The 20143-nt window shown below is 40.8% G+C and carries 20 protein-coding genes and 1 pseudogene; 13 read left to right on the top strand and 8 right to left on the bottom strand.

Features of this window, described 5'->3' with window-relative positions; genetic code table 11:
• The first annotated feature begins 230 nt into the window (after positions 1-230).
• The 8 genes from pntA to L4D12_RS02600 all read left to right on the top strand — a co-directional run bounded on the left by pntA (position 231) and on the right by L4D12_RS02600 (position 8711).
• Positions 231-1787: a Re/Si-specific NAD(P)(+) transhydrogenase subunit alpha gene (pntA, locus tag L4D12_RS02565; protein WP_428446252.1), complete on the top strand. Its 1557-nt coding sequence runs from the start codon at positions 231-233 to the stop codon at positions 1785-1787.
• A gap of 10 nt (positions 1788-1797) precedes the next feature.
• The gene (gene pntB, locus L4D12_RS02570) at positions 1798-3174 is read left to right on the top strand and encodes a Re/Si-specific NAD(P)(+) transhydrogenase subunit beta (protein ID WP_428446253.1); all 1377 of its coding nucleotides are present in this window, start codon (positions 1798-1800) and stop codon (positions 3172-3174) included.
• A gap of 319 nt (positions 3175-3493) precedes the next feature.
• Positions 3494-4933, top strand: a complete 1440-nt coding sequence (gene vxrA / locus L4D12_RS02575) for a sensor histidine kinase VxrA (protein WP_428446254.1) — start codon at positions 3494-3496, stop codon at positions 4931-4933.
• A complete protein-coding gene (locus L4D12_RS02580) occupies positions 4908-5570 on the top strand; it encodes a response regulator transcription factor (protein WP_428446255.1) in 663 nt (220 codons plus the stop codon). Before vxrA ends, L4D12_RS02580 begins: the two co-directional genes overlap by 26 nt.
• Positions 5571-5653: 83 nt before the next feature.
• Complete coding sequence (locus L4D12_RS02585) at positions 5654-6436, top strand: DUF2861 family protein (RefSeq protein WP_428446256.1); 783 nt, start codon at positions 5654-5656, stop codon at positions 6434-6436.
• A gap of 73 nt (positions 6437-6509) precedes the next feature.
• Positions 6510-7739, top strand: coding sequence for an NnrS family protein (locus tag L4D12_RS02590; RefSeq protein ID WP_428446257.1), 1230 nt, complete (start codon positions 6510-6512; stop codon positions 7737-7739).
• A 63-nt stretch (positions 7740-7802) separates the two neighbouring features.
• On the top strand, positions 7803-7973 hold the full coding sequence (locus tag L4D12_RS02595; RefSeq protein WP_428446258.1) for a YoaH family protein: 171 nt from the start codon (positions 7803-7805) through the stop codon (positions 7971-7973).
• Positions 7974-8195: 222 nt separating this feature from the next.
• Positions 8196-8711, top strand: a complete 516-nt coding sequence (locus tag L4D12_RS02600) for a phosphohydrolase (RefSeq protein ID WP_428446259.1) — start codon at positions 8196-8198, stop codon at positions 8709-8711.
• A 99-nt stretch (positions 8712-8810) separates the two neighbouring features.
• Here the strand turns inward: L4D12_RS02600 and nadE are convergent, their stop codons facing one another.
• A complete protein-coding gene (gene nadE / locus L4D12_RS02605) occupies positions 8811-9647 on the bottom strand; it encodes an NAD(+) synthase (RefSeq protein WP_428446260.1) in 837 nt (278 codons plus the stop codon).
• A gap of 182 nt (positions 9648-9829) precedes the next feature.
• Between nadE and L4D12_RS02610 the strand changes: the two genes are divergently transcribed.
• Positions 9830-10348 carry a nicotinate-nicotinamide nucleotide adenylyltransferase gene (locus L4D12_RS02610; RefSeq protein ID WP_428446261.1) on the top strand — a complete coding sequence of 173 codons (519 nt, stop codon included), beginning with the start codon at positions 9830-9832 and terminating at the stop codon, positions 10346-10348.
• A gap of 178 nt (positions 10349-10526) precedes the next feature.
• Positions 10527-10976 carry a hypothetical protein gene (locus L4D12_RS02615; protein ID WP_428446262.1) on the top strand — a complete coding sequence of 150 codons (450 nt, stop codon included), beginning with the start codon at positions 10527-10529 and terminating at the stop codon, positions 10974-10976.
• Positions 10977-11047: 71 nt separating this feature from the next.
• On the opposite strand, the gene L4D12_RS02620 is transcribed toward L4D12_RS02615, so the two are convergent.
• Positions 11048-11731, bottom strand: coding sequence for a hypothetical protein (locus L4D12_RS02620; protein ID WP_428446263.1), 684 nt, complete (start codon positions 11729-11731; stop codon positions 11048-11050).
• Between the two features lie 271 nt (positions 11732-12002).
• Between L4D12_RS02620 and L4D12_RS02625 the strand changes: the two genes are divergently transcribed.
• Positions 12003-13121, top strand: coding sequence for a 1-acyl-sn-glycerol-3-phosphate acyltransferase (locus tag L4D12_RS02625; protein ID WP_428446264.1), 1119 nt, complete (start codon positions 12003-12005; stop codon positions 13119-13121).
• Positions 13122-13214: 93 nt separating this feature from the next.
• Here L4D12_RS02625 and L4D12_RS02630 read toward each other — a convergent pair whose 3' ends face one another.
• Positions 13215-13763, bottom strand: coding sequence for an OmpA family protein (locus L4D12_RS02630; protein WP_428446265.1), 549 nt, complete (start codon positions 13761-13763; stop codon positions 13215-13217).
• 127 nt (positions 13764-13890) lie between these two features.
• The gene (locus tag L4D12_RS02635; protein ID WP_428446266.1) at positions 13891-14811 is read right to left on the bottom strand and encodes a LysR family transcriptional regulator; all 921 of its coding nucleotides are present in this window, start codon (positions 14809-14811) and stop codon (positions 13891-13893) included.
• A gap of 380 nt (positions 14812-15191) precedes the next feature.
• On the opposite strand from L4D12_RS02635, the gene chrA reads away from it, so the two are divergent.
• Positions 15192-16343: a chromate efflux transporter gene (gene chrA, locus L4D12_RS02640; RefSeq protein ID WP_428446267.1), complete on the top strand. Its 1152-nt coding sequence runs from the start codon at positions 15192-15194 to the stop codon at positions 16341-16343.
• 178 nt (positions 16344-16521) lie between these two features.
• Here the strand turns inward: chrA and L4D12_RS02645 are convergent, their stop codons facing one another.
• From L4D12_RS02645 to rpoS, 3 genes are all read right to left on the bottom strand, one after another.
• Positions 16522-17067, bottom strand: a complete 546-nt coding sequence (locus tag L4D12_RS02645) for a YceB family lipoprotein (RefSeq protein WP_428446268.1) — start codon at positions 17065-17067, stop codon at positions 16522-16524.
• A 146-nt stretch (positions 17068-17213) separates the two neighbouring features.
• Positions 17214-17450 carry a hypothetical protein gene (locus tag L4D12_RS02650; RefSeq protein WP_428446269.1) on the bottom strand — a complete coding sequence of 79 codons (237 nt, stop codon included), beginning with the start codon at positions 17448-17450 and terminating at the stop codon, positions 17214-17216.
• Between the two features lie 198 nt (positions 17451-17648).
• On the bottom strand, positions 17649-18524 hold the full coding sequence (rpoS, locus tag L4D12_RS02655; RefSeq protein ID WP_428446270.1) for an RNA polymerase sigma factor RpoS: 876 nt from the start codon (positions 18522-18524) through the stop codon (positions 17649-17651).
• 430 nt (positions 18525-18954) lie between these two features.
• On the opposite strand from rpoS, the pseudogene L4D12_RS02660 reads away from it, so the two are divergent.
• Positions 18955-19409 (top strand): annotated as a pseudogene (locus tag L4D12_RS02660) (NUDIX hydrolase).
• Positions 19410-19722: 313 nt separating this feature from the next.
• Here the strand turns inward: L4D12_RS02660 and L4D12_RS02665 are convergent.
• Positions 19723-19971, bottom strand: coding sequence for a hypothetical protein (locus L4D12_RS02665; RefSeq protein ID WP_428446271.1), 249 nt, complete (start codon positions 19969-19971; stop codon positions 19723-19725).
• Positions 19972-20143: the final 172 nt, after the last annotated feature.

The raw sequence follows: 20143 nt of genomic DNA on the forward strand, positions 1-20143 counted from the left end.
GATAAGGGTGATTTAAGCATTATTAGTTGTATTGAACAGAGAACAGAAGTGTGGTTTGACCTCTGTCCAGAGAATAAAAGTGTTATTTTCTTTCTGTTAAAGGGTAACATTTGTCGTATATAACAACCCACAAATGAGTTGATGTTGTATTCTTTCTACAAATTACTTGATATTAAGCCAATGGTTGGATACAAGTAAGTAACTTATTTGCCAATGTTTAGGGAATAATAATGCAAATTGGTGTGCCGAACGAAATACTCGCACATGAAACGCGAGTGGCTGCGACTCCGAAGACGGTAGAGCAGCTTATAAAAATGGGATTCAGTGTTGCTATAGAACACAATGCTGGCATAGACGCAAGTTTCAGCGATGCAGCATATGAAGCTGCTGGTGCAACAGTTGTCAGTACCGAAGAGGTCTGGGCCGCTGATTTAATCTTAAAGGTTAATGCACCGACAGTTAACGAAGAAACTGGCGTTGATGAATTTGATCTGATCAAAGAGGGCGCGAGTCTGGTTAGCTTTATTTGGCCAGCTCAGAATCCTCAATTGTTAGAAAAGCTCTCAAGCAAAAAGATCAATGTGATGGCGATGGACTCCGTACCGCGTATATCACGTGCTCAGGCATTGGATGCATTGAGCTCAATGGCTAACATCGCGGGTTATCGCGCTGTGGTTGAAGCAGCGCATGAATTTGGCCGCTTCTTTACAGGTCAAATTACTGCTGCGGGTAAAGTTCCACCAGCGAAAGTGATGATTGCCGGTGCGGGTGTTGCCGGTTTGGCTGCGATTGGTGCTGCGGGGAGCCTTGGCGCAATTGTTCGTGCATTCGATGTTCGTCCTGAAGTAAAAGAACAGGTCGAGTCAATGGGGGCTGAATTCTTAGAAGTTGACTTCAAAGAAGATACCTCTACTGGCGACGGTTACGCCAAAGAGATGTCAGATGAATTCAATAAAGCAGCTGAACGTCTTTATGCTGAGCAGGCGAAAGATGTTGATATTATTATTACCACTGCTTTGATCCCTGGGCGTCCGGCACCGAAACTGATCACCAAAGAAATGGTTGACTCAATGAAGTCAGGTAGTGTGATTGTTGACCTTGCTGCCGCTAATGGTGGTAACTGTGCATACACTGAAGCTGATAAAGTTGTAATGACCGAGAACGGTGTGAAAATTATCGGTTATACCGATATGGTAGGACGTTTGCCTACTCAGTCATCTCAGCTATACGGCACCAACTTAGTCAACCTCCTAAAACTGCTTTGTAAAGAGAAGGATGGCAATATTGATATCAACTTTGATGACGAAGTGCTTCGCGGACTGACCGTTATCAAAGAAGGTGAAGTGACCTGGCCTGCACCCCCTATTAAAGTTTCAGCAGCACCTGCGGTAGAAGCAAAACCGGTTGCGCCACCCGTTAAGAAAGTTGAAGAACCCGCCTCTCCTGCGAAAAAATACGGCTTAATGGCCGCTGGCGTTATCGCATTTGGTTGGATCGCAAATTATGCGCCGGCTGAATTCCTTGCACATTTAACCGTATTCGTCTTAGCCTGTGTAGTTGGTTATTACGTGGTATGGAATGTATCTCATGCGCTTCATACGCCTCTTATGTCAGTAACGAATGCCATTTCTGGCATCATCATTGTCGGTGCTGTATTGCAAATGAGTCAGGGAAGTAGTTTTGTTACGGTCATGGCGTTTGTCGCCGTACTTATCGCCAGTATAAACATTTTCGGTGGCTTTACCGTCACCAAGCGCATGCTTGAAATGTTCCGTAAAGATAAATAAGGAGTAATACATGTCTGCAGGAATCGTACAAGCGGCATACATTGTTGCTGCGGTACTATTTATCATGTCATTGGCTGGACTGTCTAAGCAGGAAACGGCCCGTGCAGGTAACTACTACGGCATCGCGGGTATGGGTATAGCGCTTATCGCGACCATTTTCGGCCCTGATGCTCAAGGCACGGCTTGGATTATCCTTGCAATGGCCATTGGTGGAGCTATCGGTATTCGCCTTGCTAAGAAAGTTGAAATGACAGAAATGCCAGAACTTGTTGCTATTCTTCATAGCTTCGTTGGTTTGGCGGCTGTGCTTGTTGGTTTTAATACGTACATTGATCACGGCGATCTATCCGGTGCGCTACTGAATATTCACCTTGTTGAAGTTTTCTTAGGTGTGTTTATCGGCGCTGTGACTTTCACCGGTTCTATTGTTGCTTTTGGTAAGTTACGTGGGATCATTGATTCTAAGTCTTTGATGCTTCCTCATCGTCATAAACTTAACTTAGCCGCGATCGTTGTTTCATTTTTCTTAATGTTGCATTTCGTCAATGTTGAAGGTTCTACCTTTGCATTGGTTGTTGTAACTATCATTGCTTTTGCATTTGGTTATCACCTTGTGGCATCAATTGGTGGCGCAGATATGCCAGTTGTAGTGTCAATGCTTAACTCTTATTCAGGCTGGGCAGCGGCAGCAGCAGGTTTCATGTTGTCTAATGATCTTCTGATTGTAACAGGTGCATTAGTTGGCTCTTCAGGTGCGATTCTTTCCTACATTATGTGTAAGGCGATGAATCGCTCATTTATTAGCGTTATTGCCGGTGGTTTTGGGACCAACGTTGTTGCTTCAGCGTCAGACGAAGAACAAGGCGAATACCATGAAGCATCAGCAGAAGAAGTCGCTGAAATGTTAAGTGATGCCAAATCAGTTGTCATCACACCTGGATACGGTATGGCGGTTGCACAAGCACAATATCCTGTTCATGAAATCACAAGTAAGTTGCGTGCTAAAGGGGTGAATGTTCGTTTTGGTATCCACCCAGTGGCAGGTCGTTTACCTGGTCATATGAACGTACTGCTTGCAGAAGCAAAAGTGCCATATGATATTGTACTCGAAATGGACGAAATCAACGATGACTTGGCTGAAACAGATGTAGTATTAGTCATTGGAGCGAACGATACGGTTAACCCAGCAGCAATGGATGATCCAAACAGTCCAATCGCAGGTATGCCGGTGCTTGAAGTGTGGAATGCCAAGCATGTTATCGTATTCAAACGTTCAATGAATACGGGTTATGCAGGGGTTCAGAACCCATTGTTCTTTAAAGATAATTCACAGATGCTATTTGGTGATGCGAAAGACTCTTGTAACAAGATTCTTGAGCATTTATAGTCAATAAGTACAAGTGAGATGAAGGGAACTATTTGGTTCCCTTTTTTTATATCACTTCGAAGTAAATGTGATCGTATGTGAAATAATGCTAATTAACAAAGTCTTTGATTATTCAGTGTAATTATCTGATCTTTTACTTCTCTGGATTGATACAACAAGCTGTTGATATTTTTATAAGCGATATCTACGGGATAAAATAGCATAAAGCTAACTGACTATTGGGGGGATTGCGCAGCAAAGCTTATTATTTGCCTATTAAACCAACAAGCTAATGACACATTCCTGACAAATTAGTGTGATTGGATGATAAACTTCGGCCATGAAAAAATATGCTCTATTGATCTCACTGCTGCTGTTAGGCGCTAACCCCGCATTGGCAGATAACTTGCCTGAACGCCTTAGTGCTGTTCGCTCTGAGCTATTAGCGAGTGAGCCAGTAGCAACGTATGATTTCAGGCAATTACAAAGTCAGTTCCCGAATCAGCTGTTAGTACAGTCGTCATTATTACCGCAATCATCAGCATATCCGTTGAAGGCACTTCAACAGTTATACAGAAACTCAATAACATGTAAGGGGCCATGGCCTGTTACGCCGTTGCTGACTCAACCTCTGGTTTATACTCGTGCTGTCTGTAATAACGCGGTTCTACCTATTGGCTGGTTTGCAAGAGCGGGGTATATCCATCCTGGTGGTGGAAGTTACGCAGAGCGTTTTTTGCAGAAATATCCCACAATGGCTAAAAAACTTGAACCATTTCTACATATTCAAGAACGTGAACTTGCGCCAACCAATACAGTGCTGGGGCGATTACAGAGAATGAATTATGACGAAATTCAAGTCTATATTGCCGGTGCCGATGCCTTTGTTTCAAACGGAGAGCTATGGTTAAGAAATGGTAATGAATACCATCTTTATGATCAGGCAAAGTGGGCGCCAGTCATGAATAAGTATGATGTTAACTTTACCCGCTTAAATCAAAGTAGCTTCTGTATCTTGAAAAGTGGGAACATCTGCTGGGAAGAAGAAGATAGCTCTCATTTGACGCTGTATCTTCTGATTGGCTTGTTGGTTGTTAATGTTAGCTTATTATTTGGTTGGGGATTTTACCGTTGGCGTATTCGTCGGCGAGCAATGCAAGAGCGTATGTTAGTCTTGCAGATTTTAACGCATGAACTACGTACACCTATCGCAAGTCTCGCGATGACCGTTGAAGGTTTTCGACGTCATTTTGATGATTTGCCCGAAAGCCTATATGATGAGTTTAGGCGTTTGACTGATGATTCGCGACGGTTAAGGCAACTTGCTGAGGCAAGTAAGGATTACTTACAGGCGAATCAACAGGAATTGAGTGTTCAGCATATAGACTCATTTAACGAATGGATTGAGTACTTAAGTGAGTCTTACGACGTTACACTTGAATTGGCGGAAGACCGCTCTATAGACGTAAACATATATTGGTTGGGCACTTGCATAGATAACTTATTGTCTAATGCCCATAAATACGGCGTCAAGCCCGTTAAATTATCATCATCGTTCAATAATGGAAAATTGATTGTAAGCGTCTCTGATAATGGAGAACTTGGCTCAAAAGATTGGGCCAGATTACGAAAGCCGTTCGTGAGTGAAAGAGGCTTGGGGCTTGGTCTTACGATCGTTGAATCGATGATCCGAAGAATGGGTGGGCGGATGAAACTGATTGGCCCACCAACAACTTTTATATTGGAGATACCGTGTGAATCAAACTCTGCTACTGGTTGAAGATGATCGCAACCTTGCTGATGGTTTGCTCGAGAGCTTAAAAGAAGCTGGTTACCATTGCCTCTACGCAGATTGTGCATCAACTGTCGCTGAATTGTGGCCAAATGCGGATCTGGTGGTTCTTGACCGTCAGTTACCTGAAGGGGATTCGCTAAGTTATTTAAATAATTGGTTGCAAATAAAACATGTGCCAGTCATTCTCCTTACTGCGATGGTATCTGTTTCTGACAAAGTGATTGGTCTGGATTCAGGTGCAAAAGACTACTTAACAAAGCCTTTTGCAGAAGAAGAGTTATTGGCGCGTATTCGCCTGCACCTTCGAGATGGTGCACCAGAAATGCCATCATCTAATGTGGTCAAAGTGGGTAAAATTATCATTGACCTTGACAGTCGAGAGGTGAAACAGGCCGGTGACAACGTCACATTAACCCGTACTGAATTCGAATTGTTGGTATTTTTAGCTAAGCACGCAGGGCGTGTTTTCACTCGTGATGAATTGCTTGATCAAGTTTGGGGCTATAATCATTATCCGACGACACGTACCGTTGACACACACATTCTTCAATTACGTCAGAAGCTACCTGGTATCGAGATAGAAACGTTACGTGGAGTAGGTTATCGGATGAAGTCTGCGTAGTAATGTCGAAATTAGCATTTACATGTTCATTATTACTGTTGAACTCGGCGCTTATGGCGCCGAGTGTCAATGCGAAGTGGTTTATGAACCAAGACATCTATACGGTAGCACATCAAAAGTTGCTGGAAGGTAAAACTAGCGAAAGTTTTGATTCAATGGTTCAAGCCTGGCAGCAGACCCCCTCAAAGGCTGAACAGGATAATCTCAGTGATTTACTTCAGCTTGCGATAACGGAAGATTGTGGTCACAGTTTAGCGACGACACCGTTGCCAACGTGGTTAACCAGTCTTGTTATTCAGCGTGAAATGGTTCAAAACCAAAACCAAATATTACCCCGCTTAGCGATTACTGGTACATCCACAGTGAAAATCACGAACATTGATTTCATCCAGTGGCCAGAACAGTCTGTATTATCGTCAGCCCCAAAAATGGATAATGGTGGATATTTTTCGCTAGAAACGCGTCGATTACAGAAGGTGAGTAGTGATGGATTATATCAATTGGTAATCAATGCAGAGGGTGTCGATAGCTTCAAGGCTTGGGTATTGCTCACTCGTCCGTTAAGTAAACAGCGTATAGGATGGATTGATAGCCGTAATTGGCGTATTGAACGAAATACCTTACCTAACCGAGCCTGTCCATCTCCGATATTGTCAATGAATCTCTATGACTTGAATGATACGACCTGGACACCACTCTGGACAGAAAATGTCGATGGTAAGTTACCAACGACTCTACCAAAAATTGATTTGCTTGATGGCCGCTATTGGTTAAGCGTCGGCATTATAGAAAGTCGGTGGCAGGGGGAAATTGGTATTTTAGATATTCAGAGCATTACGAGACCTGTTGACTACCCTGGGCAATAATTAAACGACGAACAGATTAATAAAACTGTAAAGGTATATTTCAATTGCAACTTTAAAGGTGTATTATTAATGCATGTTAAAGAAGTGGTATCTCACCATGATGCAAATACTTGATAATGAAAAGGAGCAAAAGATCGCTCCTGTTTTTCGATTAGCTTTTCGTCCTTTTTTTCTTGCTGCAAGTGTATTTTCCATTGTAGCAATGTTGCTCTGGGCGATGTTCTGGGCCGGTAATTATTCTGTTACTTGCTTTATGTATGCAAACCCTGTTTGGTGGCATAGTCATGAAATGCTATTTGGATTTACTGGCGCGATTATCATCGGTTTTTTGCTGACAGCAGTACAGAATTGGACCGGGAATCCGGGAGTTCGTGGTTGGAAGCTCGCGGGTATCTTTGCTATCTGGCTTATCGCTAGAGTAGGGTTGATGCTAGGGAATCCTCATTATGGTTGGATGTTTATTGACCTACTATGGATGCCAGTCGCCGCTTATTTTCTTGCTATGCCTATTATCAGGCGTCGCCAATGGAATAATTTGTTTTTTGTACCTTTGATTGTGTTGATGACGGTTCTTAATGCGCTGTTTCATCTAAATGTCCTTGGCTTTAGTGATATATCTATACAGGCAGTCTCTTTTGCAACGGTGATTGTCATTAGTGTCATTGTATTGATTGTTGGTGGCCGTGTGATTCCGTTTTTTACGTGGCGTGGTACCCAAACGGATCAGATTACACGGGTGAAATGGATTGAATTAAGTTCGCTTATTCCAAGTTGGTTATTGCTTTTTAATGTGTTATTACCTATTCCGGAAACTATTAATCAGTACTCATTGCCATTGTTACTTGCAGTAACGGCAGTAAGTCATTTGATTCGTTTTATGCGTTGGCGCTCATTATCAACCCGAAAAGTTCCATTGCTGTGGTTACTTCATTTTGCGTATGGGTTTATGATCATTGGTCTACTGTTACTTGCTACTCATTATGCATTTGGTGTAGTCAGCTATGGTGTTGCACTTCATAGTTTAACTGTCGGTGGCGTTGGCTGTATGATCTTAGCGATGATTGCACGGGTGTCACTAGGACATACTGGGCGCTCGTTGCAAGTCGGCCCGATGATGATGATAGCATTTGTTGCTTTAGTGCTAGCATCGCTGGTACGTACACTGTTCGTTATTGCCATGCCGAGCTTGATCATTTATAGCTATGTGGTTTCTGCTTTGCTTTGGGTTTTAGCGTTTACCATTTTTACGATTGTTTACTTTCCTATTTTAACTAAGCCTCGTTTGGATGGACGACCAGGCTAAAAGCAGATGACAAGGTTACATAAAATCCCTAAACTAACGGCTCTTTTCTTGGGTAGATGATCTATGTTCAATAATACACCGACACTGACTCATGCGCAGCAGCAAGAAGCGGCAGAAAAAATTCATGAGCTGATGGCTCAGGGGATGAGTAGTGGCCAAGCTATCATGTTAGTCGCTAATGCAATTCGTGAAGCTGAAGCAAAAAAAAATGAATCGGATAGTGACTCAGAATAATACATCTGACATACCTACTACGTGAACATACAAACAGGTGCCCTTGGGTGCCTGTTTTTTCATCAAAGCGTGCAATGACTCTCATTTGTTTGTGTCGATTTAAGTAAAATTGTAGTTGTACATAAGTATACTCCCAATGTTGCATATAGAAGTGGCCTGGGTATACAGACTTAAATCTATTCACCGTTAATTAGGTGAATCTCACTGACTGATGGGGGCAGGATGAACAACCGCTACCTTAAAGCTCGTACATTGGCTAGGGCTAAACACAAAGGGCAACTGTACGGTGATATTCCTTATTATATTCATCTTGAAGCCGTTGCACGCTTAGCCAGTCCGTTTGGAACGGATGCCATGATAGTTGCTCAATTACATGACACGGTTGAAGATACTGATACGACGATTAGTGAATTAGTTGGCGATTTTGGTTTTATTGTCGCCGATGCAGTCAGTTATATTACGGACAGTAAATTGAGTGACCGATACCTTAGGAAAGTTAATCAGAATGAACGATTAGCATCACTGAATGTGGACGAAGAGTCTGCCCGTATTGCACTTATCGTGAAAGCATGCGACAGATTGGCTAACGTAAGAGCAAGCCGCCATGGTGAGCAAAAGTATTATCAGATTTATCAACAGGAACATACTGACTTCAAGCGGGCCGTTTATCGTCATGGGCTCTGTGAAGCAATTTGGTGGGAGCTAGATAATTTATTACGTTATTCTGAAGCCTCGTAAAGTGATTTAGCACTTTGGGCTGAAACATAAGCGTAAAGGGCTCATAAAGAGCCCTTTATTGTCGGTAGTAGGGGTTAAATTGTCCCCGTTTTATAAAAACTATTCATCTTCGTAGATAGTGGGTATAGGCTGACGCTTGTGTTGAGTCGCTTTATAGATGCTAACCAGTCGATCTATAACCCTTTGTTCAACGGGACGGCCTTCTAAAAAGTCATCAATTTGATCGTAGCTTACCTGTAAAGCATCTTCATCTGCTTTTTGGGGGGCGAGTTCTTCAAGATCAGCCGTAGGTACTTTTTTAACTAGTTGATCAGGCGCACCAAGCTTCTCAGCTAATAGACGTATCTGACGCTTGTTCAAGCCAAATAGCGGAGCAAGATCACAAGCACCGTCACCATGCTTTGTATAGAAGCCTGTAATGTTTTCTGCTGAATGATCAGTGCCTAGCACTAGGCCTCCCACCAAGCCTGCAATTTCGTATTGTGCAATCATGCGAGTACGTGCTTTAACATTCCCTTTGACGAAATCTATTTTAGCATTGCATTCTGGTGTTAAATTGGTATTTTTTAGCGCATCTAACGTACTTGCGTGCGTGCCGTCAACACCCGCTTTTATATTGACACTAACTGAATGCGACGGCTTGATGAAAGACAGTGCTAATTGTGCTTCATCCTCATCTTGCTGTTCACCATAAGGTAATCGTACAGCAATGAACTGATAGTTTTGTGTGTTCTCTTGTGCATTGAGTTCATCAATCGCAAGTTGGGCTAAGCGGCCGCAAGTTGTTGAATCAACGCCGCCGCTGATCCCTAAAATGAGGGATCTGCAGCCAGATTGCTTCAGTTTTTTCTGAATAAATGTCACACGGCGCTTAATTTCAAAATCAACATCTATTGTTGGTAATACGCGCATTTCTTGGCGAATCAGCTGTTCCATGGTGAATAAATCCTCAGGGCATTGCCCGTTTTGTAACCATATGGCGTCTGTAATGCAGAAAAAAAGTGAAATGCATTAAACCTTTTACAAAATCATGCGATAACTCTATGCCGGGATCAATCCTCTGATGATAATAAAATAGAATTAGTAGAGAAATGGAATAAAAAAGGGGCATTTTAGTCATGACAACATCAATTGCTGTCTTTGGAAGCGCATTTAATCCACCCTCACTTGGCCATAAGTCAGTGCTGGAGAGGTTACATCATTTCGACCGTGTCCTTCTTTTGCCTAGTTATACACACGCATGGGGTAAATGGATGCTTGATTACAATTCACGCTGTGATTTGGTATCCGCATTTATTGAAGACATTCAGTTAGACAATGTGGTGTTGTCGCGGCTAGAAGAAGAAATTGCACAGGGTGATGAGGCGATAACAACGTTTTCTGTACTTGAAGCGCTCGAAGCGCGTAACCCTAATGCAGATCTTACATTTGTTATTGGTCCTGATAATTTTTTAAATTTTAGTAAATTCTATAAAGCTGTTGAAATCATGAATCGGTGGCAAGTACTGTCTTGTCCAGAGACAGTAACGATAAGAAGTACGCATATTCGTGAATCAATTATCAATAATCACTCATTTTTGCATTTAACAACTGAAAAAGTCGCTAAAATGCTAGTTGACAATAAATGGTATAGATGACTATTTATTGATGCTGTTTCGCACAAATAGCTTGGCGCTAAGTGAGTGGGAAATCTGTATTTGTTACGTCTGGTTATAGGGAAAAATGTTTTATTCTTACGTAGCTTTTGGACTAGTATTAACGTTTTTATCACATGAGGCAAAAGCCTGTCCTTATCTTGATGAAAGTAGTTTTCTCGTGTTGTCTAACGAGGAGCAAGAGGCGCATTTAGCTTCTTGTAATATCGAGGATGGTACCGTGATCGCTGATAGGACAAAGCAGACTAATAAGGTTCTACCGTCGACGAGTAGCAATGCTTCCACGAGTGAGTCTTATCGTGCTTCTTGGTTACTTGAACAACATCGGACTAGCACTTTTTGGGATGATTGGGCGAATGAATTAGACTCGCCTGTTCTATCGTCAAATTCTGCATCAAATTTCTACGGATTAGGTGTGTGGTTACCTAAACGGTATTCGAGTATAGATTTTGAAGATACGATGGAGTTGATAAAGAAATACGGCTTACAGATGAGTTTTGGTATTGGTGGCGATGATAATGACTCGCCACGAGTACGGTTTGATTATCGCTGGCATGAGGATAACGAATTGGACGATATTTTCATTCAAGTCGAAATACCGTTTCAATAGCCACGATTACCGGTTAAATGGTTAGACAAAAACGACCTCATCTGAGTCGTTTTTGTCGCAATTGATATGACTTACAAGGTGTGGCCTAGAATCGGGTCAGCCATCGCAATTAGCATTTCTTGAGATGTGTTAAGTGTTTCGGCAATATAGTGAATCTTACGGCCAGAGCGTGATAATTTTAATGCTTCTCGCATTAAAATACATGACTCAATTTCTTTAATCGAATACCCCATAAACTGGCTGATTGACGCTATTGTATCTGAATCAGTTACCTTGTCACCTTTAAGCAGCGCCATTAACGGGGTTTGATAGTGATGAGAAAGTCCAGGGCAGATAGATTTGTTACTCACTGTTAGTTTTGCGGCTTGATCGGCCAATACGCGCAGTAAATTGCCTGTTTCACCAGAAAGTGAAATAGCATTGTCTTGCGCTATTACAGATACCAATTCAGCGGCAACAGAAGCAATGAGCGGATTAACATGGATGTATCCCGCATCTCGGCAGATTGGCAATGTAAGTCGAGCAGAGAATTCCACTTTACTATAATCAGTGCCAGGCAAAATAGTGACTGCATGCAGGCAGTCAAACGGAATATAGAAACCGGAGCCAGCAGTAATGACGAACTCATGCTTACCTAAGCGGATTAATGCACAGCCGTTAGATATGAGGAGCATAAATGCATTAGGGCTCTTTCGGCGAGAGCCGACATCTAAGAATGTTTGATGTTGAGTGGAAAAATCGATAGCCTGTTTCATAGCAAATCTCTAGCAAAAAAGCCTGCACATAGTGTTATGTTTTGAAGCTAGCGTCAACCAACACGTATAGTTAGGTAAATAAGTGATGAAAATTTAAGTACTAATGATGCTTAAAATGCATATTATTGCTTAGCTAGACTGTTAAGTGTATAAAATTAGAACAGATTCATCTGGTGTGACCTCCAACCACTAAAATGGAGGGGTTATGTCATTGGGTTCAACCAAAAATCTGCGTAAAATACCGCAGATTTTTCATTAACGAAGCATAATTGTGCATACAGATAACGATATCTATAAAGACATTCGTCCCTATAATGATGACGAAGTCAGCGAGGCGATTAAGCGCCTTATCAATGATAAAGAATTTATTAATGCGATATTAAAGTATCGATTTCCTCAATTATCAGGCATCTTTGGTTGGCTGTTAACCCCATTAATGAAGCGTTTCTTAGTCAAGAAATGGTCAAATGTGAAATCTGTTGCTGCAGTTCAGCGGCAGGTTGAAAAATACATGCGAGGCACGATAAATCACTCATGTGACGGTGTCACTCATAGCGGGCTTGATAAGCTGGACCCTAAGCAGGCTTATCTGTTTGTCTCTAATCATCGTGATATCGCTATGGATCCCGCGATGGTTAACTGGTGTATGTTTAACAACGGTTTTGATACTGTGCGTATTGCTATTGGCGATAACCTGCTGAAAAAACCGTGTGCGACAGAGCTAATGCGCCTGAATAAAAGTTTTATTGTTAAACGTTCAGTGAAAGCGCCTCGTGAAATGATGAAAACGCTGGGGCAGCTATCAAGCTATATTTCGTATTCACTTGAAACTGGAAATTCAATCTGGATTGCTCAAAAGGAAGGTCGAGCAAAGGACGGTAATGACAAAACTGATCCTGCTATCTTAAAAATGTTCTTCATGGAAGGGCGTAAGCGTAAGCTGTCTTTTCCTGAATTTATGCCACTACTTAACATCGTCCCTGTTGCAATTTCTTATGAAAACGATCCTTGTGATGTGTCTAAAGCGAAAGAATTATTTCAAAAGCAGACTCATGGTAGTTATGAGAAAGGTGAGTTTGAAGATATTGAAAGCATTATTCAGGGAATCGTTGGCCAGAAACGTCGTATACATGTCAGCTTTGGTGATGTTATCACTGGTGGGTTTGATACGCCGGAAGAGTTAGCGAAAGAGATTGATCGTCAAATTACCAAGAATTACCACCTTTTTCCTGCGAACTATATTGCTGCAGAGATTGAAGATCAGTCTGTTACCGATAGTGAAAGAGAACGTTTTCAAAGTAAAGGCTCAGATCTCCCTGATGGTGTAATGGAAATTTTGACGCAAATGTACGCATTACCCGCGATTAAAAAACAACAATTACAGCAATAATATTGCAAGTTATTGGACCCAAAGCAGCGTTTGACGCTGCTTTTTTTCGGTCTATAAACCACGCAATGCTATATCTTGGCGTTGATGCAAACATTAGTACTTCTTATGAGTGTGGGGGGTTAATGTTCTGACAATGACCTTTGGTGCGATGATGTCAACGCGACGCCCCTGTTGCATTACTTGAGGTCGCTGTTTGGGGGATTGAATACTACCTGCTGCAACGATTTGTATTCTCTCTTCCTCAATGGTAAAAACCGATGCGATATAGATGGCCGTACTCAACGCTCTTTCATATGAAATGGCGAGGTTATCGTCTTCATTGGTATAGTCATTACCATAGCCGATAACAATCACATGGCTATCGGGGTGCTTACGAAGTCTTACTGCAATTGGGTCAATCAGTAGTTGATCTTCCACTGTTAGCTCGACACTACTCTCGCCGAAATAAACAGATGTGCCCATTTCAGGAAGAGTGATTAGCAGCGTTTTTGCATGCGGAACAACAGGCTGTGTCTGGGGGGGACTGGTTTTGAATGGGTCTTTAGTGACATCGTCACTTCCGTTACCGCAAGCCGACAGCATTACCGACATAATGGCGCAATAAAACAGATGATAAAATATAGTTAGATCGCGTGGTCGCATGATGTGTTCCAGCTAACCCTAATCGTAAAGATTGTATACTTTAGGTTTAGCCCAATCGTAAAGAATGGCAAATGTAGGAATGAAACACTAGGTTTCACACCTACTGCTGTAACATGCGATATTAAAATTAGAGTGACTTAGGGGCTCGATAGGGCGCAACAGACATACGTTCTGCCATAAAATCAATAAATGAACGTACTTTAGGTGCTAAGTATTTACGGCGGGGATAGACGGCATAAATCGGCAGCTCAACATCCGCTTTCCATTCGGGTAGAATTTGCACTAAAGTCCCGGTTTCTAATTCATCGGTAAGCAAATATGTGGCCAGATAGGCAATTCCCAAACCTGATTTTGCCGCATCCAGAACGGCAGGTGCATTATCAATTCTAAAGTTTCCACGAGCTCGAATTGATTGATGAATACCATCCCGCGTAAATTCCCAGTTTACATATTTACGTTCGCGGCTTTGGTAGGTAATGCAGTTATGCTGGCGTAAGTCACCCGGTAACGTTGGTTTGCCATATTCTTGAAGGTAAGCTGGAGAAGCTACGACCACGAAATGGCAATCAGCTAATCGACGTGCAACCATACCTTCAGGTGGATGTTCATGGATAGCGACCCAGCAGTCAAACCCCTCTTCTAGTAGGTTAGGGCGGTGATCAAATAAGCTGACTTCAAGTTCAAGTTCTGGATGATGCTTTTGGAATTCGGCCAGTGCTGAAGTGATATGGACATTACCAAAGGACTGAGCAATACCAATTCGCAGCACCCCTTTAATTTCATTCCTATAGCCAGCAACTAATGCCTCCGCTTCATTCACGGTATCGAGTAATTGCTGACCATACTCAGAGTATTGCAAGCCAATATCAGTTAAGGCAACAGCACGAGTGCTTCGCTGAACAAGCTGGCAGCCAAGTCTCTCTTCTAAAAAACGGATTTGTTTACTGACTTGTGACTTTGAAATACCAAGTCTTTCAGCCGCACGGGTAAAGTTCTGTTCATGACCGACGGTGGCAAGAATCACCATCTGTTGCAGATTTTCAAGCATAGGGTATGACCACTCCATGTTAACGAAGCAATTATAACATTGAATATTCAGGGGTAAAAAGCCCAAAACCGCATATCGGTGACCATGTCACATTATAGAATGATGCTAATATAGCGAAATATTCTGGATATTTTCTTTATTATTAACCGATGAATTATTAGATAAAATATTACAGATCAATAACTTAAAGTAATCGTTTCTTGTGGTAAACAACAAGAATGGTTTTGAATGGGTGTTTGTGTGCATGAGTCTGAAGCTAGCATATTACTCTGTACAGTTATCACTCAATGGTATTAATTGTACTAATCCTAAATATTAAAACGAACGATTTCATTAATTTTGTACTAATGGATATGATTCCTCCATAAATAGGAGGATGTATGTTCAAAGTAATGTGGCAGTTTTTTCTGCTTGGTTTGTATAGTTTTGGTGGCCCTGCTGCGCACATTGGTTATTTTCAGCGGGAGTTTGTGCAAAAGAAGTGGCTTAGCGATCAGGATTTCACACACGCAGTGGCGTTATGTCAGTTTTTACCTGGCCCAGCAAGCAGTCAGTTAGGGATGTTCATTGGTTACAAAAAAGCAGGCTATTGCGGTGCTATTGCTGCTTTTATGGGGTTCACATTTCCTTCGTTTATATTGCTGACTTTTCTTGCTATTGGGAACGAGCAGTACAATGGTGTAGCAATTATTGATACGGTGATCCAAGCTGCGAAGTTACTTGCAGTGGTAGTTGTTGCCGATGCGCTGTGGGGGATGTTTAAGAAAAACATAACCGATAAATTAACAGCAGTAGTCGCATTTATTACCAGTGTCAGTGTGTTTTTTAGCAGTGGGTTACTGGGTCAAATAGTGCCTATTTTAGCTGCAGCGCTGTTAGGCTATCTTTTGTCATTTCGAAATACGAGTGCTTCCTATCGCATTGTGACTGACTCAATTAAACCCAATTGGATTATTTTGATTTTATTTGTGGTATTGCTTGTGGGGTTGCCAATCATTGCACATCAGTCACAACTGCTGAACCTGTTTAATGTGTTTTACCAAGCGGGGAGTTTCGTATTTGGTGGTGGTCATGTCGTATTACCACTGCTTGAACCGATGCTTGATGGAATGGTTGAGCCAGGAACATTCCTAAGTGCCTACGCTTCAGCACAACTGGTACCCGGTCCAATGTTTACAATGGCAAGTTACCTTGGGGCATCAGTTGCAACAGATAATCCGATGCTGGGCAGTTTCGTCGCGACAATTGCTATTTTTTTACCTGGTAGTTTATTACTGTTTGCTTTTTTACCCGCGTGGAATGCATTATTTGCTCATCATAAGCTAAAAGCAGCGATACTGCTTGTTAATGCTTCAGTTGTAGGCTTGTTAGCTAGCGCGTTTATTCAGCCAGTGATTACATCTTCGATTCATTCGTTATTAGACGTGTTCGTTGTTGCAATTGAATTCTATCTTCTAAAATATCGACAGTGCCCAGTATGGGTCTTGATCACGTTACTTGGTGCATATCAATATATTGTGAGTATGATGTGAAAAATACGGCCTTTGGGTCGTGTTTTTTATGTGTCTAGTGCACTATAACTTTTCATTTGATTATGATATAAATTATTTTTCCTTAAAAATAAACAGCTTACTATTTAAAACGCTATCCCAAAAGCCCCTAAATGATGAATAACCAAGTTACGGGGCTGTCGGTAAATAGCCACCTTGTTTACATTTGTATAACCAAGGTGTGATTTTTGATCAATAATTCAGGCTTGGCTGTTTTTAGCATAGACTGTTTAAAATCATCTTCATCAAGTCGATAAACAGGGCGAGTTAACAAAAATTGCCCAACCATCTCCACAATCGGCGACAGCAGTTCCTTACTCGGTAAATTGAGCGTATTTGGTTCAATATCTATCTCTTCGACGTTAAGATCATTTAGGAAAATAGCACCTTCATCTTTGTCATAATAGGGGATCGCGCTAAAGTTTATGTCTAGCTGTACCTGTTGTGGTTTATTACCATAAACAGAGATATTAGCTTGTGACTTAGCTTCTAAATTAATGCGATTGTTGGCTATGCGCCCTATACCCACGTTAATATCATCAAACTTTACATTCGCATGTATCAAGCCTCTGATTCCCACAGTTCTTTCAAAGCTCGCTCTATCATCCAGATACTGCTGGATTTCACCCTCTGTGACGGTGTAACTAGCGCAAGATGAGAGGATCATGGCCAATGTGACCGTGATCAGTGCATAAATGGTTTTCACATCGATATCTCTTTTTATGGTTTAGCGTAACTATTATCAAGTTCAACGAATTATGCCTGTTCATGTTCGAGACTTATAGCGTTAAATCCAAGATATCGTAAGATGCTCGTTTCTGTGATAATGGTGATACAACCACCAACGTTCATCTAAAAGCAGTACTTAAATTCCTCTTTATACAGTTTATTTAGTGTTTTGTGATATTTCACACTTTGTGAAGCGGTATAACCTCGGCGCATTTTCTTCTGAATATGTTCAATTTTGGCCTTTGTCTTTTTACACTGCTTTGCTTTCGTCGTGCTTGATGATGCATTGGCATCAACAATGAGCAATGAGGTCATGATAAGTGCAAATAAGGGAAGTCGATATAACAGTGATAATTTCATAAACAGCACCAGATGTTAGTTAAACAAACATCATAGTGATGATGGGCATTGATATCATGCTGTAAATATTGGAAACGTAGGCGGTTTAGCAATTATAATGAAACATAATTTCATCAATTACTAATAGGTGTGGAAATGAAATAAACACGCCATAAAGACGTGTTTATTAATGTGCTAATTAAGCAAAATAGTAGGTGGCTATGCCGTTTCTGCGAACAGAAGTTCTATATCATAGTTTTCTCTGCTTAATGTATTTTTTAGTTTTTTCAATGAACTGACTTGAAGCTGTCGAATTCGCTCGCGCGTTAGTCCAACTTCGTCTGCTACTTGCTGCAGTGTCTGTGTCTCGTAGCCAAGTAGACCAAATCTGCGGCATAGAATTTCGCGATCACGGCTATTAAGACTTTCAAGCATTGATATCGCTAACCGGCTAATGTCTCGTTTGTTCAGTTCGCTATCTGGCTGTATACCTTCATCATCAGCGATAAATGCAGAGATACTTTGAGAATTAGAGTCATCTGTAATTTGCTGATCTATTGATAATACAGGTGCATCATAAGCAAGAACATTTGATATATCATCAACAGAACGCTCTAGCTGCATTGCGACTTGTTCATGCGTTGGTTCTTGATTTGAATTTTTCATTAGCAGCTTGTGCGTCCGAAGAATAGTGTTGATCTCTTTTGACACATGAACAGGAAGACGAATAGTACGGGCTTGATTATGAATAGCACGTTCAATGGTTTGCTTAATCCACCATGTGGCATATGTTGAGAAACGAAAGCCACGTTCAGGGTCAAATTTTTCCACTGCGGTAATAAGACCAATGTTTCCTTCATCAATCAAATCACTCAATAACATACCGCTGCTTCGGTACTTTTTGGCTATACTCACTACAAGTCGTAAGTTACTCTCGATCATCGTTGCTTTAGCTGCCTTATCACCAACTAGGGATTTACGGCTGTATAAGACTTCTTCTGTTTTAGATAACAGCGGCTTATGTGAAATTTCTTGTAGATACAGATGAATTACGTCAGTATCGAAACCATTCATGTCTTGTGATTTGATATCCATATCTTACCCCTAACGTTTACAATGATGTCCATATGTTGTGTTTTTGTTTTTATTTGTAACATGCCCACATTATCACGAACAGATTGCATATGCCACATAGGAATTGTGATTATTCGGTTAATTTCCATTTAATTTGATTAACAAACACAGTGATGGCATTTTGGTTTGACCGCTATCATATTTAGCGCCATTCCCTCCATAAATATAGTATTTGCAGAGTTTGATACTGATAGATCACTTAAAACAGTATAACTATAAGTTATAAAATAAATGTATGTATGAGGTTTGGGTATATTGTTTATGGTTGGGTTTGTTACTAGCAATGTTGATTAAGAGCGATAAATCAACTATTAATCGTCAACTTTTATAGAAAAATAATACTCACTGATCATATAATCATAAAAAATACAGCTATCAATAAAGAGGGCGTATGATTCCAATAAATACAAGTATCGTTTCAGCAGTCGTATTGGCTGAATTCGATAACACTATCAAAATGTTGCTAATGAAACGTGCGAAAGAAGGTTATTGGTGTCATATTGCCGGTAAAATTGAAGTGGGAGAAACAGGATGGGAAGCGATAATTCGCGAATGTCATGAAGAAACTCAAATTAATGTCTCAATACTATATAATGCTGAATATCAAGAACAGTTTTATGAGGCAACGAAAATGAATTAGTCATTATTCCTTGTTTTGCAATCTATTGTCTGAAGGAACAAGCCGTTATCTTAAACAGGGAACATACTGAATATCGTTGGTGTACACTGGGTGAAGCCAAAGCATTGGTTCCATTTCCCAATCAACGAGCGCTGTATGAACATATCTGGGCAGTATTTGTCGATAGCAAACCTTCTCAATTCATGCGTATCGTATTAGCAGAATAACAAATAACCTGCCAATGGCTTTTTGTTCTACAAATTATAGCTTAACAAGATTAATAATTTGATGACTATTTTCAAAAGCCATTAGCAATATGTATGAGTTAGCCACGTAAAAATATGTAAGCTTTTCAACTTCGGCATAAAGATCATAGATATTACAGATTTTCTGTATTACTCATACTTTGATTATTTTGCTGCAGTTACTACAACGATAACACGCTTTAAAGAAAATTTTCTGAAAGAAATTTCGTCGAATACGGACGATATTCTGATGTTTACAACATTCCATGTGTTCACCTATAACTGATAAATTTACTTAGTGATAAGCTCGTCCAAAACACTTATTCTTTTTACGAAGAATGCCAAGTGCTTTTACCTCTTTTTTATACCGAGCCTTTATTTTTTTGTTATTCGTATGCTTATATTTCATTTCAATATTACTGATTGCAGTTACTAACCCGCTACAGGGTAGTCCGGCATATTTGTTTTTATAATGCTTTACCGATGTAGCATGCGCTTGAGGTAAAAATATAAAAAATAAAAATATTATCGATGCCAAATTCATGCAACCTCCGTACGAGAAAACAATATGCCGATTACCTCACCACCTGTAAACAATTGATAAGATACGGCACGGCAGATATCTCATCATTATTGTTAATCATTGTTATGTTGCAATAAATTCGCGACGTGTGTTTTATTTTTATAAAATAATTATAGACTGCGGCAAAGATGAT

It is taken from the genome of Photobacterium nomapromontoriensis (assembly GCF_050336815.1).
GTDB lineage: Bacteria > Pseudomonadota > Gammaproteobacteria > Enterobacterales > Vibrionaceae > Photobacterium > Photobacterium nomapromontoriensis.